Consider the following 15441-nt stretch of genomic DNA (forward strand, 5'->3'; position numbering starts at 1 on the left):
TTAAAGGGGTGAGAATAAAATGAATCGCTTAGTTACGATTAAAAGTAACAAGTACGGCCTCTTAATTCGACTGCATCCGGAAGCGCCTTTTCAGGAACTTTTGGATGAGGCAGGTCGGATTTTCAGTGATACGGTTAAATTTTTTCATCATGCAAAATTAGCCGTTTCATTTGAAGGGCGTATTCTCACAAAAGATGAAGAACATCAATTAATTGAGATGATTTCCAAAACCGCTCAAATTGAAATTGTATGTATAATAGACAATGACAGAAAACGCGAGCAAATGTACAAAAGATATGTGGAGGAAAGTCTTATGGAGGAAAGTCTAAAAGACGGATTATTCTGTAAGGGTACTCTTCACAAAAAACAGGTGTTAGAATCTGAAAAAAGTGTTGTGCTTTTAGGAGATGTGGAGGCAGGTGCAACGATTGCCGCTAAAGGAAATATAGTTGTGCTTGGTGCATTGAAAGGAAATGCTTATGCGGGAGTTACAGGAAACCGTAATTCTTTTGTTTTTTCTCTTTCCATGCAGCCGCATCAATTGAAGATAGGAAATTTAGCGGCACAGCAGGATATGGTAACTAAAAATGAATATATGTCTATGATGCCTCAGATTGCAATGCAAAATGGAGAAAATATTACGTTTCAGTCTATATTTGATGATGAGGCTTACATACAGGAGGAATTAAAATGGGCGAAATTATTGTAGTAACATCAGGAAAAGGCGGTGTAGGAAAGACTACTACAACTGCAAATATCGGTGTTGGATTGGCGAAACTGAATAAAAAAGTAATTGTTATCGACACAGATCTAGGATTAAGAAATTTAGATGTCGTTATGGGACTTGAAAACCGTATTATTTATAATCTTGTAGATGTTATTGAAGGAAATTGTCGGTTAAAACAGGCTTTGATTAAAGATAAGCGATATGAGGAACTGTATCTTCTTCCGTCTGCACAAACGAAAGATAAGACGGCTATTTCGCCGGAACAGATGAAGAAACTGACAGCAGAACTAAAAGAAGAATTTGATTTTGTTTTGCTTGACTGTCCGGCAGGAATTGAACAGGGCTTTCAAAATGCGATTGCAGGGGCAGACAGAGCGATTGTAGTTACAACGCCGGAAGTGTCAGCCATTCGTGATGCAGATCGTATTATTGGTTTGCTTGAACAAAACCATATTAAGCAGTTGGATTTGATTATTAACAGGATTCGTATTGATATGGTAAAAAGAGGAGATATGATGTCGGTAGAGGATGTGACGGAAATACTTGCAATCCACTTATTAGGTGCTATTCCAGATGATGAAAATATAGTTATTTGCACAAATCAAGGAGAAGCGGTTGTGGGTGGAGAAAGTCTTTCCGGACAGGCATATGAGAATATTTGTCACCGTATTGTAGGAGAAGAAGTTCCTTTGTTAGATTTAGATGAGCATAAAGGCTTTTTCAAAAAACTTGCCAATCTCTTTCAGAAAAATTAGGAGGTTGGAAAATGAATGTATTTGAATCAGGACAGAAGAAAAACTCTGTTGTCATTGCAAAGGACAGGCTGAAAGTGCTTTTAATTTCCGACAGAGTAAATTGTACACCCGATACATTCGAAAAATTACGAAATGAACTATATTTAACAGTTTCAAAGTACATAGAAGTATCCCCGGAAATTTTTGATGTGGAAATTACGCAGTCAAATATTTCAATTAGATTAACGGGGGAATGTAATTAACTGGAGGATAAACAGTGAAATTAATGAAAAATTATCAACTTAAAAATTTGAAAATTTCTCTGATTGTACTTGTCTTGGCAATCTCCACAATAGGAATACTTGTTGTGGGGAGTGCTAAGCCAAGTTATCAGGGAAAGCAAATCATGGGAGTGTTTTTGGGCGTTATCGCCATGCTTATCGTTTCTATGATAGATTATAACTGGCTCTTAAATTTCTCATGGATTATGTATGCCATTAATGTAGGACTATTGGTTCTTGTTAAATTAATCGGTAAGGAAGTAAATGGGGCGCAGAGATGGATTGACTTGAAAGTTATCAGTGTACAGCCATCTGATCTGACAAAAATCTTTATGATTATATTTTTTGCGAAATTTTTGATGGATCATGAGGATGATTTGAACGAACCGAAAAATATTATTAAGGCAGTATTTTTAATTTTGCCTTCGCTTGTTTTAATTGTCGCACAGCCTAATTTATCGAATACGATTTGTGTTGCAACACTTTTTTGCGTATTAATGTTTATTGGTGGCTTGAGTTATAAGTTTATTAGGAATGTACTTTTAATCGCAGTTCCTTTGGTAGTTATCTTTTTAGTCATTGCGGTACAGCCAAATCAGAAGTTGCTTAAACCATATCAACAGAAACGTATTCTTTCATGGCTTGAACCGGATAAATATGCCGATCAGGAAGCATATCAGCAGATTAACTCCCTTATGGCAATCGGTTCCGGACAGGCAACGGGAAAAGGGTTGAATAATAAAGGAACAACTTCCGTAAAAAACGGTAATTTTATTTCAGAACCGCAGACAGACTTTATTTTTGCCATTATCGGAGAAGAATTAGGGTTTGTTGGATGTTGTATCACAATAATTTTGTTGTTATTAATCGTAATACAATGTATAATAATAGGTACGAAAGCACAAAATTTGGCAGGGCAGATTATTTGCGGAGGAGTAGCCGCACTAATAGGAATACAAAGTTTTATCAATATTAGTGTGGCGACAAGAATTTTCCCAAATACAGGTATTCCTTTACCATTTGTCAGTTACGGATTAACATCTCTGGTAACTTTCTTTATTGGAATAGGATTAGTGCTGAATGTTGGTTTACAACCGAAAAAATATTAGTTAGGAGTGATTTACAAATGAATATCGGATTAATCGCACACGATGCGAAGAAGACTCTGATGCAGAACTTTTGTATTGCATATCGTGGCATTTTGAAGAAACATAATTTATTTGCAACAGGGACAACAGGGCGTTTGATTGAAGATGTCACTATTTTAAATATTACAAAATATCTTGCAGGGCCTCTTGGAGGAATGCAGCAATTAGGTGCTCAAATTGCACAGAATGATATTGATGCTTTGATTTTTCTTCGTGACCCGATGAATGTAAAACCACATGAACCGGATGTGAATGACGTTGTACGTTTATGTGATATGCACAATATCCCAATTGCAACAAATGTTGCTACAGCAGAGATTTTAATTTTAGCAATAGAGCGAGGAGATTTGGATTGGCGTGAAATGTATAGGTAAATGTATCAAAATATTCTTATGCGGAGTGTTATGTTCTTCACTGCTTATCGGTTGTACTTCTTCAGAAAAGAATCTGGCAGAGTATGAAAGTAGAGAATATAAAAAGACGATGTATAAAGCCGAAGGATTTGCAGAGAAGCTTTGCGTGAATTCTAATGAGGATATTTCTTATAAATCAGTTAATACGGATATGGCATTAAGCGCTGCCGGATTATTTAGCCTTAATGATGAAGAAGTATTGTATGGACGAAATATTTACAAAAAGATTTATCCGGCAAGTACAACAAAAATTTTAACCGCTTTAGTCGCTTTGAAATACGGTGATTTAGACGATGTGGTAACTGTTTCCAAAACGGCAACAAAATTTCCTCCTGCCGCTTCTTTATGTGGAATAAAAGAGGGGGATAAACTGACTTTAAGAGAGTTATTGTACGGTCTTCTCATTCCATCGGGAAATGACGCTGCTGTAGCCATTGCAGAACATATTTCAGGAAGTGTAGAAAACTTTGCAAAATTAATGAATAAAGAGGCGTATGATATTGGTGCTACTCATACACATTTTGTCAATCCGCATGGTTTACATGACGATAATCATTATACGACGGCATATGATTTATATCTCATTTTTAATCAGTGTATTCAGTATGATGAGTTTATTAAAATTGTATCAGAAATCAAACATGATATGCCTGTTACAAATGCAGACGGTACGGCTCACACAGTGCAGTTGGAAACAACAAATCTTTATGGATTGGGTGAGGCAGAGAAACCAGAGCATTTGACTGTAATCGGAGGAAAAACAGGTAATACAGGGGAAGCAAAAAGATGTCTGATTCTGCTATCGAAAAATGGACAGGGGTATCCTTACGTTTCTATTGTTATGGGGGCAGAAACAAAACCTCTCGTATATGAAAATATGAATAAAATGCTTAATGCAGTTTCAGAATAAGTAAAGGGAGGCAAAAGACCTCCCTTTGTTTGTTACTTTACATTTCTTTAATTCGTCCATATAAACTGATTAAATATAAACCGCAAAGCCCGATAATCGTATATACTGCTCTGGAAAGGAAAGATAACTCTCCAAATAAGAACGCAACAATATCAAATTGGAAAATTCCGATTAAAAGCCAGTTAATCGCACCTACGATAACCAAAGTAAGTGCAGTATTATCAAACCATTTCATGTAATTTCCTCCTTATTCATGATGTGAGTAGTATGTACAGGAAATAAAAATTTATACATAGAGGATTGAATGATGAACGAAAAAATTTTATATAATAAATATTCCGATTATTTAAAAGAAAAATATGGAGAAAAGGTATATAAACTTCCTGTCAATCTGCCCCTTACCTGTCCAAACAGAATAAATGGACATGGGTGCAGTTTCTGTGCAGATGTAGGGACAGGATTTGAGGCAATGCAGTCATCTATATCTGTTACAGAGCAATTGAAAAAAACAAAAGAGTACATTGCAGGAAGATATCACGCAAAGAAATTTATTGCATATTTCCAAAACTACACAAACACATATATGCCTTTAGATACATTCAAAAAATATATATTAGAGGCAGTTAAGGTTGAAGATATTGTGGAAATTTCCATCTCCACAAGACCCGACTGTGTGAGGGAAGAATATCTTCAATTTTTGAAAACAGTACAAGAAACGTATCACATTTCCATACATCTGGAATTAGGATTGCAGACGGTAAATTATCATACGCTTGATTTTATATCGAGAGGACATGGACTTGCAGAATATATTGACGCTGTAAAAAGAATACAGAAATACGGTTTTTCCATCTGTACACATTTAATTCTAAACCTGCCACATGATACGCTGCGGGATACGGTTGAAACAGCAAAAGTAATGTCGGCGTTGAAGATAGATATTGTGAAACTACATTCGCTTTATATACCAAAAAACACACCATTGTGTGAGGCTTATGAACATGGTACAATTACTTTATGTTCCAAAGAAGAATATATAGAGCGACTTGCAGTTTTTTTGGCTTATTTAAGTCCCGATATTATTGTAGAACGCCTATTCAGTCGTGTTCCCGAAAAAGATGCAGTATTTTCAAATTGGAATACAAGCTGGTGGAAATTACAGGATGAAACATTGGCATATATGGAAGAAAAAGGGTATTATCAGGGGAAATTTTATAATTACTTAAACGGAGCTGCATTAAACAGTCTGTAAACAGGAGGCTTTTATTTTGGCAGAGAATAAAAAAATATTAGTTTATCGAAAAAAATGGAAAATGAATATAGGTATCGTGTTGTTTGGTATTTTATTTATTTATCTCATTATTTTGATTATTTCTTATGTCACAAGAGATAAAGTATCAACATATGAAGTACATATGGGCACAATATTAAATGATGAAAGTTATACTGGAATAGCGATACGGGAGGAAAAAGTGATTTCTGCTGAGAAAAGCGGATATGTAAATTATCCTTCTACAGAGAATAAAAAAGTGAAATTAGGGGCGAATGTATGTGTAATATCTCCAGAGAAATTTTCTAATCAAAATAGTGGAAATACTTCAAGTGAAAATCCGACGAAAGAATTGACAGAGGAGCAGCAAAATTCTCTCGGTCTTACGGTAAGGTCTTTTACAGATAATTTTACGGATTCCGGTTTTTCAGAAGTGTATTCTTTCAAAGATTCGGTAAAGAATACATTGGCTGATTTTTCTTCTCCAAATTCAAGCAGTGTATTTGATACGATATTGGACAACCATTCGGAAAACGTTTTACTTCAAAGTATGGATGACGGTGTTATTGCTTATGAAACGGATGGTTATGAATCCTTTACGGAGGATCAGGTTACAGCAGCCAACTTTGATAAAGAAAAATATTATGCAAAAGAATTACAGAATAATATGAAAGTTTCTGTCGGGGAACCTATATATAAATTAATCACCTCAGAAGACTGGTCCGTAGTTGTGCCGATTACGGAGAAGACGGCTGAAGAATTAAAAGACAGAGCAAGTGTTACTGTTCGGTTTTTAAAAGATAATCAAGAAATGGTTGGAACTCTCTCCATCAGAAAACAAGGTGAACAGTACATGGTATATCTTCATTTTGCAGATGGAATGATACGATATGCAGACGAACGTTTTCTTGATTTAGAATTAATTATTACAGATTATACAGGACTGAAAATTCCAAAATCTGCCATTGTGAAGAAGCCTTTTTTTATTGTACCGACAGAGTATGTTACAAAAGGTGGAAATAGTGACGAAGCAGGTGTATTAAGGAGAATGAAAGATAATCAAAATTCAACAGAATTTGTTCCGTTGAATATATATTACACAAAAGATAATTTGGCTTATTTTGATTTATCGGAATTAAATGAAGGAGATATTCTTATTAAACCGGATTCTAATATGACATATGTGGTTGGCGAGCAGAAAAAACTAACCGGAGTTTATCAGATTAATAAAGGATATACGGTATTTAAGCAAATCCAAATTCTTTGCGAAAGTAAAGAATACTATATTGTTCAGGCAAAAAATGAATTTGGCTTATCAAATTATGACCATATTGCATTAGAAAGTGAAAATGTAAAAGAAAACGATATTATTGCACAGTAGGAGTAAAAAAATGTTAAAAGATAATCTGAACCATGTTATAAAAAATATTTATGAAAGTTGTAATGAAAAAGGGTTAGATAAAGAAAATATAACTTTAATAGCAGTGAGTAAAACAAAGCCTGCAGAAATGATACAAGAACTGTATGATGCCGGATGCAGAAATTTCGGAGAGAACAAAGTACAGGAACTTGTTGATAAATATGAGGTATTACCAAAAGATATTCAATGGCATATGATTGGACATTTACAGCGAAATAAGGTGAAATATATTGTAGATAAAGTGTCACTGATTCATTCGGTGGATTCCTTTCGGCTTGCTGAAATGATTGAAAAGGAAGCCGAAAAGAAAAATTGTGTTGTTAATATTTTGATTGAAGTCAATATGGCAAAAGAAGAGAGCAAATATGGTGTTTATCCGGAAGATGTGGAGAAACTTTTAAGAGAAATAAGTTCACTTTCTCATATACGCGTAAAAGGATTAATGACTGTTGCACCAAATGTAAAAAAATCAGAAGAAAATCGAGAAATTTTCACTAAAATGAAGAAATTATCTGTTGACATTGCAGAGAAAAACATTGATAATATTACTATGAGCATTCTTTCCATGGGAATGAGCAATGATTATACTATAGCAGTCGAAGAGGGAGCAAATATGGTTCGTGTAGGTACATCTATCTTCGGTGCTAGAAATTATAATATAGAATAAGAAACGTAAGGAGAGTACATAGTAATGGGTGTTTTAGACAAATTTTTAAATATTATGAAATTAGATGACGAATATGATGAAGAGGAAGATTTCTTAAGCGAAGAGGAAGAATTTGAGGAATACGAAGAAAAGCCGAAAAAGTCTTTCTTTAAGAAAGAAAAGGAAGAGTTTGAAGATTTTGATTTGCAGGGAGAAAACAAGGCAAAGCAATCCTCTGTATCCAATCATACAAATAATAAGGTGACACCAATGCGTCAGCCGAATGGAAAGAGAGCAGCAAGTATGGAAGTATGCGTAATTAAACCGACCGCAGTAGATGATGCAAGAGAAATTACAGAAACTCTATTAAGTGGCAGAACAGTTATTTTGAATTTAGAGGGAATTGATTTGGAAGTTGCACAGCGTATTATTGACTTTACTTCAGGTGCGACATATGCTATCAGCGGAAACTTACAGAAAATCTCTAACTACATTTTCTTAGTAACACCTACAAATGTAGAAATTTCCGGAGATTTGCAGGATTTATTAAATACATCTTTTGATGTACCATCAATTCGAACAAGATTTTAAGGACAGTAATATGCAGAAAGAAGAGATTGTACTACAAAAAAGACTGTTGGAATTATCAAGGGTGGCATACCAGAAAGGAATTGTCACTTATTCCGATTTTTTAAATCTCAATGAATTGAATATTTTACACACAACACCAAAAAATGAGTTTTTTACACAGTATGAAACATTTGGAGGGTATAGTGATTCAGAGCGTCAGATGGTTGCTTTTCTACCTGATGCTCTTTATTATACTCATTTTTATCCAATAAAAATTTTAAAAATATCTCCTTTACAGAAGAAGTTTGCGGAGGAACTTTCTCATAGAGATTACCTTGGCGCTATATTAAATTTAGGAATTGAACGATGTAAATTAGGAGATATTTTGTTGATAGAAAGAGATGCGTACCTTTTTGTACAGGATACATTGGCAGATTTTATCTGCCGAAATTTGACAAGAATACGTCACACTTCCGTGTATGTGAAAGCGGAAGATGAGCAGATATTTTCATATACGCCTAATATTGAGGAAATTAAAGGGACTGTTGCATCTGTTCGTTTGGATAGTCTTCTTTCTCTAGTTTTTCCTTTATCAAGAAGTAAACTTGTTCCTCTGATTGAGGGTGGACGTGTTTTTGTCAATGGGAAACTGATTACAACAAACAGTTATACTGTTAAAGAAGACGATATTGTTTCAGTGCGGAAAATGGGACGTTTTCGATATAAAGGAATTCTTTCCCAGACGAAAAAAGGGCGTTATTATGTTCTTTTACATAAATATATATAGCAGAAGGAGATTTGTATGAAGAAAGAACGAATAAAATATTATGCCTGCGCTGTTTTAGCGGTAATAGCAGGCATTCTTTTTGATCAATATACAAAATTTTTAGCAGTGGAACATTTAAAGGAACAACGACCTTTTGTTCTTATTAAAAATGTTTTTGAATTAAATTATTTAGAAAATAGGGGTGCGGCATTTGGAATGTTGCAGAATCAAAAAGCCTTTTTCATTTTTAGTTTTATTTTAATTATTGCGGCGGTATTATATTTGTATGTGAAACTACCATTAGGAAAACGATTTTTACCGTTGCATATTTGCAGTATTTTAATTGTTTCCGGAGCGGTTGGAAATATGATAGACAGGTTACGCCTAGGCTATGTAGTTGATTTTTTTTATTTTAAACTAATTGATTTTCCGATTTTTAATGTTGCCGATATTTTTGTTGTGGTGAGTGTAATTTTGCTTGCCATACTTGTGTTATTTGTGTATAGAGATGAAGAAATCAATGAGATTTTCAGTTTCAGAGTAAATGGAAGAGGAATGAAGTAATATGCAGGAAGAACAGTTTATCATAAAAGAAGATGATAATGGAGTGAGAATTGATTTGTTTTTGTCTAAACAACTGGAAAATGTATCCCGTTCTTATATTCAAAAATTGATTAAAGAAAAAGAAATTTCGGTAAACGGAATACCTGTTAAGGCAAACTACAAAATTAGTGTAAATGATGTGGTAAACATGACAATTCCTGATTTATCTGAACCGGATATTCTTCCCGAAAACATCCCTCTAGACATACTCTATGAGGATGATGACCTTCTTATTGTTAATAAACCAAAGGGAATGGTCGTACATCCGTGTGCTGGCCATTATACAGGAACATTGGTAAATGCATTGATGTATTACTGTAAAGATAATTTATCCGGTATTAACGGGGTAATAAGACCGGGAATTGTACACCGCATAGATATGGATACGACAGGTTCACTCCTTGTCTGTAAAAATGACTTTGCACATCAGAAACTTGCAGAAGATTTAAAAGTGCATAATATAAAAAGAGTTTACCATGCAATTGTGCATGGTGTTATAAAAGAAGATGAGGGAACTGTTGAAGGACCGATAGGAAGACATCCGATTGATCGAAAGAAGATGAGCATTAATTATAAAAATGGAAAGCCTGCCATTACACATTACAGAGTATTGGAAAGATTTTCCAACTATACTTATATTGAATGTCAGTTGGAAACGGGAAGAACGCATCAGATTCGTGTACATATGGCAAGCATACATCACGCACTTGTCGGTGATGCGGTTTATGGTCCGGCAAAGTCAACGTTTCATTTACAGGGACAAACGCTGCATGCGAAAATTTTGGGAATTTATCATCCGAGAACGAATGAATATTTAGAAGTAGATGCGCCTTTACCACAATATTTTGTTGATTTATTAGAAAAATTAAAAAAAATGTCCAAGTAATTTTTCAGAATATATGTACTTTCGTATGAAAATATTATATAATATTACTAACATTATTTTTGATGTATTTATGATTTGCGTAAGGAGCGTGACTGATATGAAAGAAATGAATACAATTATAACAATCGGACGTCAGTTCGGAAGCGGCGGCCGTGAAATCGGAAAATTGCTGGCAGATGAGTTACACATTAAATTGTATGATAAAGAAATGTTAGCAATTGCTGCAAAAGAAAGTGGAATATGCGAGGAACTTTTTGAAACACACGATGAAAAACCGACAAATAGTTTTCTATATTCACTTGTTATGGATACATATTCTATGGGATATTCTCCAAATGCTTTTATGGATATGCCAATTAATCACAAGATTTTCCTTGCACAGTTTGATGCCATCAAGAAAATTGCAAATCAAGGACCTTGTGTTTTAGTGGGAAGATGTGCGGACTATGCTTTAGAATCCTATGAAAACAGGGTAAGCGTGTTTATTCACGCAGATTTATCTGCCCGCGTCAAACGTATTGCCCGTATTTATGATTTATCAGACGCAAAGGCAAAAGATTTGATTTTAAAGACAGATAAGAAAAGAGCAAGTTACTATAATTATTACAGTAATAAGAAGTGGGCTGAGGCAGATAGTTATGATTTGTGCTTGGACAGTTCTAAGTTGGGTATAAAAGGAACGGCAGATGCGATTTTATCTTATATTGAAGTAAAGAATAATATTAAAGAAATAAAACTTTAAAATAAACTCCCCTTTCTTCGTTATTTAGAAGAGAGGGGAGTTTATTTTGCTATCGTGTATGCGGTATTCTTTCAGGCCATCCGGAAATATTTCCGTTTAAAATAGCAGTAAACATTCTTTCTTTTGTTCCTTTATGTTCGGTATTTAATTGTTTAACAAGATTTTTTGCATACTGGCGTTTTGTATGTCCGTCTACAGAACATTTATTTTTTACTACAGGCAAATCATATTTATTCTTAAATCCGATTACATCAGCCTCATCGACAAACATCATTGGACGAATAACTGTTAAATCCATACGGTCCAAATAAGTCTTTGGAGAAAATGAGTGAAAACGTCCTTCAAAGATAAGTGAAAGAAGCATTGTTTCGATAATATCATCTTTATGATGTGCATATGCAACTTTGTTGCAGCCCATTTCTTTCACAGCCTCATTTAAGGCACCCTTTCTCATTTTTGCACAGAGAGAACAAGGGTTGGTTTCCTTTCGTTCCTCAAAAAGAATACGTCCGATATCAGTTTTTACAATTTTATAAGGTACTTCCAATTCCTTACACAGATTTTCTACAGGTGACAAATCGAAGTCGTTGTATCCTAAATCAACTGTTATAGCACTTAATTCAAATTTTTTCGGATAAAATCTTTTTAGTCCGTGAAGTGCGTAAAGAAGAGTTAGGCTATCTTTTCCGCCCGAAATTCCAACGGCAATGTGATCGCCTTCCTGAATCATATCGTATTCATCTATAGCTTTTCGTGTAAAACTCAATAACTGTTGTAACTTCATTTTATATATTCCTTTCCAGTTTCAATATTAAAAAAAACGTCTTGCTTATAGTATCTTATTTTGACTTGAAATACAAGTAGATAAAGTGATATGATAGCGTTAATTGATAAAAAATAGGAGGAAATACAAATGAAATTTGTTATTCAGAGAGTTACAGAAGCTTCTGTTTCCGTGGAAGGAGAAGTAATTGGAAAAATTGGGAAAGGTTTTCTCGTTCTGATAGGAGTCGGACAATCGGATACAAAGGAAATAGCAGATAAATTAGTAAAAAAATTAGTCGGTTTACGCATATTTGAAGATGAAAACGGAAAGACAAATCTTGCGTTAAAGGATGTGGCAGGAGAACTTCTTTTGATTTCTCAGTTTACACTTTATGCGAATTGTAAGAAGGGATACCGTCCGAGTTTCACCGAGGCGGGAGCGCCAGATAAGGCAAATGAACTTTACGAATACATTATTGAGGAATGCAAAAAGGCAATACCAACTGTGCAGAAAGGTCAGTTTGGTGCAGATATGAAAGTGTCGCTTCTAAATGACGGACCATTTACCGTTATTCTAGATTCAGAACAATTATAATAACAAGAGAAGAGGACGCCAAAGCGTCCTCTATTTTATGGTTCTCGCAATTTTACTGCACCGGCTGCCTGCCTGCGTCTTGCATCATCGATGGCAGCATAATGTTTCTTTGTAGTATTTACATCTCTATGACCTAAAACATCTGCTACAAGGTAAATATCGCCTGTTTCTTTATAGAGAGATGTACCGTATGTACTTCTGAGTTTATGAGGTGTAATTTTCTTATTGGGAGTAACTTCGCGCGCATATTTCTTTACCATATTTTCAACGGCCTGTACGCCCATTCTTTTCTTCTGTGTAGATAAGAATAGGGCATTTTCATGTTCGGGCAGGGGAGTAATGGTATTTCTTGTTGTTTCTAAGTAATCAATAAGTGCTTTTCGTACTTCAGGTCCAAAGTAAACAACCATTTCATTTCCACCTTTTCTCATAACTTTAATTCCATTGTTTTTAAAGTCAATATCTGAAATATCAAGCCCGACACACTCGGATACACGGATACCTGTTCCAAGCAGAAGAGTAAGGATGGCTAAATCCCGCATTTTATTTTTCTCGTAATATACTTTTTTCTGTCCGGTTAATTGATTTCCACAATTTTCTACATATTCAAGTAAAAGAGCCACCTCATCAGTATCTAGACGTACAATGGCTTTGTCATGAATTTTAGGCATATCTACGAATAAAGAGGGATTTTTCTCAATCATCTGATGCTTATAATAATAATTGTAAAAACTTCTCAAAGCGGACATCTTACGGGCTAGACCTTTTTCAGCATTCGTTATCTGTTTATCATCATTTTGATAGACTTTTAAATATTCCTGATATTCCTCAATATCTACAGGAGAAATTTGCTCTAAATCATAAACTTTAAAATCTGTTATTTTATATGATTTATAAACAGGGTTGTTTTCAAGTAAAAATTTAAAAAAAATACGGATGTCATAAGCATAAGAAATTCTTGTTTTAACTGAAGTGGTCGGTTCAATGGCACGAAAATAATCTTTAACAAAGTTAGGCATCGTATTCAGAACGTCACGTAAACGCAAAGTATTATCTATATACATAAGTTCATGATAAGTTTTAGATTCTTTTGCCATAAAAATAGTTCCTTTCTAAAATAGTAAAAATCATTTAATTTATGGATATTATAGCATATTGAAAAGAAAAAGTATATATCTATTTAAAAAATCGGTATTTGTCGTATAGATATATACTTAAAGAAAAGAACTATTTTTATACATTATAAGTAAAAAAATAACTCATATGGTCTTCCGTCTGTCCGGATGAAACCATATGAGTTTTATGTAAATCAATATGTACTATTCTTTAAATGATGCATCATAATAAGCGACTAATAAATGTTTACTTTCTTTCAGGTTATCTGAAGTTAAACCATTTAATTCCTTAATCTCTTCAATATATTCCTGCGGAGAGTTATATTCATCAGTCATATACTTTTGAGCAATTCCCCATAAAGTATCTCCCTGCTTGATTTCGATACTTTTATAATATTTAAACCCTACAGGTTCTTCTTCCAAATTACCGTGTGCATTAGAAAGAACGCCTCCGCAATAAATCGTTCCTGCCAATACGACAAGCAATATAGGTAAAACTAAAAAGACTTTAACATTTCTTCTTATATTGGCTTTCTTTCTCTTCATCTGTTTGTAATTTTTCTCTAACATAATTATCCCCCTTGTAATATGTGAATAGTATTGCGAACGTTTGTTCCTCATATCTATATATTACATCACGAACATCTGTTTGTCAATAATAATCGAACATATTTTCTAAACATTTGTTTGCTATTTTTATTGTTTTATGTTAGAATAAAGAAAAGGTTAATTATGGGAGGACTATTCTATGTCATACGGAAAAATAAGTCAAAAACAATCAGAAATTTTAGAATATATTAAATCAGAAATTTTAAAAAGAGGTTATCCGCCTGCTGTTCGTGAAATCTGTGAGGCGGTGAATTTGAAATCTACCTCTTCAGTACATTCACATTTAGAAACTTTAGAAAAGAACGGATATATTCGTCGTGACCCTACAAAGCCTCGTGCAATCGAAATTATTGATGATATGTTTAATTTAACACGCAGGGAACTTGTGCAAGTTCCTATGATTGGACGTGTTGCTGCAGGTGAGCCTTTGCTTGCACAGGAAAACATTGAAGACTACTTTCCTATTCCTGCTGAATTTATGCCGAATAATCAAGTATATATGCTTCAGGTTAAAGGGGAAAGTATGATTAACGCAGGGATATTGGACGGAGATTATGTTTTAGTAGAACAATGTAATACGGCATCCAACGGACAGATGGTTGTTGCTCTTGTTGAAGACGGCGCTACTGTTAAGACTTTTTATAAAGAGGAAGGAATTTATCGTCTTCAACCTGAGAATGATACAATGACACCAATTATTGTACAGGAGGTAACTATTTTAGGAAAAGTTATAGGGGTCTTTCGTATGATGAAATAGTGATTTTATTTATTGTATAGCCTTAAAACAAAAGACGGAGAGTTATCAACTCTCCGTCTTTTGTTTTAGTATTCTCGCTCAAAACTTACGTATCGAGTTCCCTGAAACGTTAATTTGCCATAATCTTTTTCTGCAAGAATTCCATATTCTTTTCCTGAAACCGAGAACTCTATTCGATCTCCGCTGAGTACTTGAAACGTTACATAATAGGATGTAGAAGTTGTAGTGTATGATCCATTCACACCTGTCTGGTTCCCCGCATTAGTGTGCGTATGATGAGATATGGATGTTCTTTTGGCAATAACAGATGCATCCACGGTTAATCTTGGTGAATTATTATTTTTATGCCATGTCCCTATTCCTCTAATTATAGTTATAATGAATATCCCAATTATCAATAAAAAGACTAAGGGAAAAAGTAAATCCATAATAGTTAGTATAGCAGAATCAAATCCTATCATATTCTCCTCCTAAGTAAAACTAA

21 protein-coding genes are annotated in these 15441 nt (G+C 34.2%); 16 read left to right on the forward strand and 5 right to left on the reverse strand.

Annotation, left to right across the window (positions count from 1 at the left end; all coding sequences use genetic code 11):
• Positions 1–19: 19 nt before the first annotated feature.
• From ACYPXO_RS09945 to ACYPXO_RS09970, 6 genes are read left to right on the forward strand one after another with little or no spacing between them, the layout of a single operon-like run.
• A complete protein-coding gene (locus ACYPXO_RS09945) occupies positions 20–709 on the forward strand; it encodes a septum site-determining protein MinC (RefSeq protein ID WP_459640414.1) in 690 nt (229 codons plus the stop codon).
• On the forward strand, positions 691–1482 hold the full coding sequence (gene minD, locus ACYPXO_RS09950) for a septum site-determining protein MinD (RefSeq protein WP_459640415.1): 792 nt from the start codon (positions 691–693) through the stop codon (positions 1480–1482). Before ACYPXO_RS09945 ends, minD begins: the two co-directional genes overlap by 19 nt.
• 11 nt (positions 1483–1493) lie before the next feature.
• Positions 1494–1724 (forward strand): cell division topological specificity factor MinE, encoded by a 231-nt coding sequence (gene minE, locus ACYPXO_RS09955; RefSeq protein WP_459640416.1) that lies wholly within the window; start codon positions 1494–1496, stop codon positions 1722–1724.
• Between the two features lie 23 nt (positions 1725–1747).
• A complete protein-coding gene (locus ACYPXO_RS09960; protein ID WP_459640518.1) occupies positions 1748–2851 on the forward strand; it encodes an FtsW/RodA/SpoVE family cell cycle protein in 1104 nt (367 codons plus the stop codon).
• A gap of 17 nt (positions 2852–2868) precedes the next feature.
• On the forward strand, positions 2869–3264 hold the full coding sequence (locus tag ACYPXO_RS09965; RefSeq protein ID WP_459640417.1) for a methylglyoxal synthase: 396 nt from the start codon (positions 2869–2871) through the stop codon (positions 3262–3264).
• Positions 3248–4213: a D-alanyl-D-alanine carboxypeptidase family protein gene (locus tag ACYPXO_RS09970; protein WP_459640418.1), complete on the forward strand. Its 966-nt coding sequence runs from the start codon at positions 3248–3250 to the stop codon at positions 4211–4213. Before ACYPXO_RS09965 ends, ACYPXO_RS09970 begins: the two co-directional genes overlap by 17 nt.
• Positions 4214–4250: 37 nt before the next feature.
• Here the strand turns inward: ACYPXO_RS09970 and ACYPXO_RS09975 are convergent, their stop codons facing one another.
• Positions 4251–4448: a DUF378 domain-containing protein gene (locus ACYPXO_RS09975; protein ID WP_459640419.1), complete on the reverse strand. Its 198-nt coding sequence runs from the start codon at positions 4446–4448 to the stop codon at positions 4251–4253.
• 72 nt (positions 4449–4520) lie between these two features.
• Here ACYPXO_RS09975 and ACYPXO_RS09980 point away from each other — a divergent pair, with 72 nt between their 5' ends.
• The 8 genes from ACYPXO_RS09980 to ACYPXO_RS10015 all read left to right on the forward strand — a co-directional run bounded on the left by ACYPXO_RS09980 (position 4521) and on the right by ACYPXO_RS10015 (position 11116).
• Positions 4521–5465: a TIGR01212 family radical SAM protein gene (locus ACYPXO_RS09980; protein ID WP_459640519.1), complete on the forward strand. Its 945-nt coding sequence runs from the start codon at positions 4521–4523 to the stop codon at positions 5463–5465.
• Between the two features lie 16 nt (positions 5466–5481).
• Positions 5482–6864 (forward strand): HlyD family efflux transporter periplasmic adaptor subunit, encoded by a 1383-nt coding sequence (locus tag ACYPXO_RS09985; protein WP_459640420.1) that lies wholly within the window; start codon positions 5482–5484, stop codon positions 6862–6864.
• Positions 6865–6874: 10 nt separating this feature from the next.
• Positions 6875–7570, forward strand: a complete 696-nt coding sequence (locus tag ACYPXO_RS09990; protein ID WP_459640421.1) for a YggS family pyridoxal phosphate-dependent enzyme — start codon at positions 6875–6877, stop codon at positions 7568–7570.
• Positions 7571–7594: 24 nt separating this feature from the next.
• Positions 7595–8140, forward strand: coding sequence for a cell division protein SepF (locus ACYPXO_RS09995; protein WP_459640422.1), 546 nt, complete (start codon positions 7595–7597; stop codon positions 8138–8140).
• Between the two features lie 10 nt (positions 8141–8150).
• The gene (locus ACYPXO_RS10000) at positions 8151–8906 is read left to right on the forward strand and encodes a YlmH family RNA-binding protein (RefSeq protein ID WP_459640423.1); all 756 of its coding nucleotides are present in this window, start codon (positions 8151–8153) and stop codon (positions 8904–8906) included.
• Between the two features lie 15 nt (positions 8907–8921).
• A complete protein-coding gene (lspA, locus tag ACYPXO_RS10005; RefSeq protein WP_459640424.1) occupies positions 8922–9449 on the forward strand; it encodes a signal peptidase II in 528 nt (175 codons plus the stop codon).
• 1 nt (position 9450) lies between these two features.
• Complete coding sequence (locus ACYPXO_RS10010; RefSeq protein ID WP_459640425.1) at positions 9451–10374, forward strand: RluA family pseudouridine synthase; 924 nt, start codon at positions 9451–9453, stop codon at positions 10372–10374.
• Between the two features lie 97 nt (positions 10375–10471).
• Complete coding sequence (locus ACYPXO_RS10015) at positions 10472–11116, forward strand: cytidylate kinase-like family protein (RefSeq protein ID WP_459640426.1); 645 nt, start codon at positions 10472–10474, stop codon at positions 11114–11116.
• Positions 11117–11165: 49 nt separating this feature from the next.
• Here ACYPXO_RS10015 and ACYPXO_RS10020 read toward each other — a convergent pair whose 3' ends face one another.
• Positions 11166–11900 carry a tRNA 2-thiocytidine biosynthesis TtcA family protein gene (locus ACYPXO_RS10020; RefSeq protein ID WP_459640427.1) on the reverse strand — a complete coding sequence of 245 codons (735 nt, stop codon included), beginning with the start codon at positions 11898–11900 and terminating at the stop codon, positions 11166–11168.
• A 129-nt stretch (positions 11901–12029) separates the two neighbouring features.
• Here ACYPXO_RS10020 and dtd point away from each other — a divergent pair, with 129 nt between their 5' ends.
• Positions 12030–12476, forward strand: a complete 447-nt coding sequence (gene dtd, locus ACYPXO_RS10025; RefSeq protein ID WP_459640428.1) for a D-aminoacyl-tRNA deacylase — start codon at positions 12030–12032, stop codon at positions 12474–12476.
• 35 nt (positions 12477–12511) lie between these two features.
• Here the strand turns inward: dtd and ACYPXO_RS10030 are convergent, their stop codons facing one another.
• Both ACYPXO_RS10030 and ACYPXO_RS10035 read right to left on the reverse strand, forming a co-directional pair.
• Complete coding sequence (locus ACYPXO_RS10030; RefSeq protein ID WP_459640429.1) at positions 12512–13573, reverse strand: tyrosine-type recombinase/integrase; 1062 nt, start codon at positions 13571–13573, stop codon at positions 12512–12514.
• Between the two features lie 222 nt (positions 13574–13795).
• A complete protein-coding gene (locus ACYPXO_RS10035) occupies positions 13796–14161 on the reverse strand; it encodes a LysM peptidoglycan-binding domain-containing protein (protein WP_459640430.1) in 366 nt (121 codons plus the stop codon).
• Positions 14162–14339: 178 nt separating this feature from the next.
• Between ACYPXO_RS10035 and lexA the strand changes: the two genes are divergently transcribed.
• Positions 14340–14957 (forward strand): transcriptional repressor LexA, encoded by a 618-nt coding sequence (lexA, locus tag ACYPXO_RS10040; protein ID WP_459640431.1) that lies wholly within the window; start codon positions 14340–14342, stop codon positions 14955–14957.
• Between the two features lie 65 nt (positions 14958–15022).
• Here lexA and ACYPXO_RS10045 read toward each other — a convergent pair whose 3' ends face one another.
• Positions 15023–15418 (reverse strand): DUF2500 domain-containing protein, encoded by a 396-nt coding sequence (locus ACYPXO_RS10045; RefSeq protein WP_459640432.1) that lies wholly within the window; start codon positions 15416–15418, stop codon positions 15023–15025.
• Between the last annotated feature and the right edge of the window lie 23 nt (positions 15419–15441).

Source organism: Faecalimonas canis, from assembly GCF_054601575.1.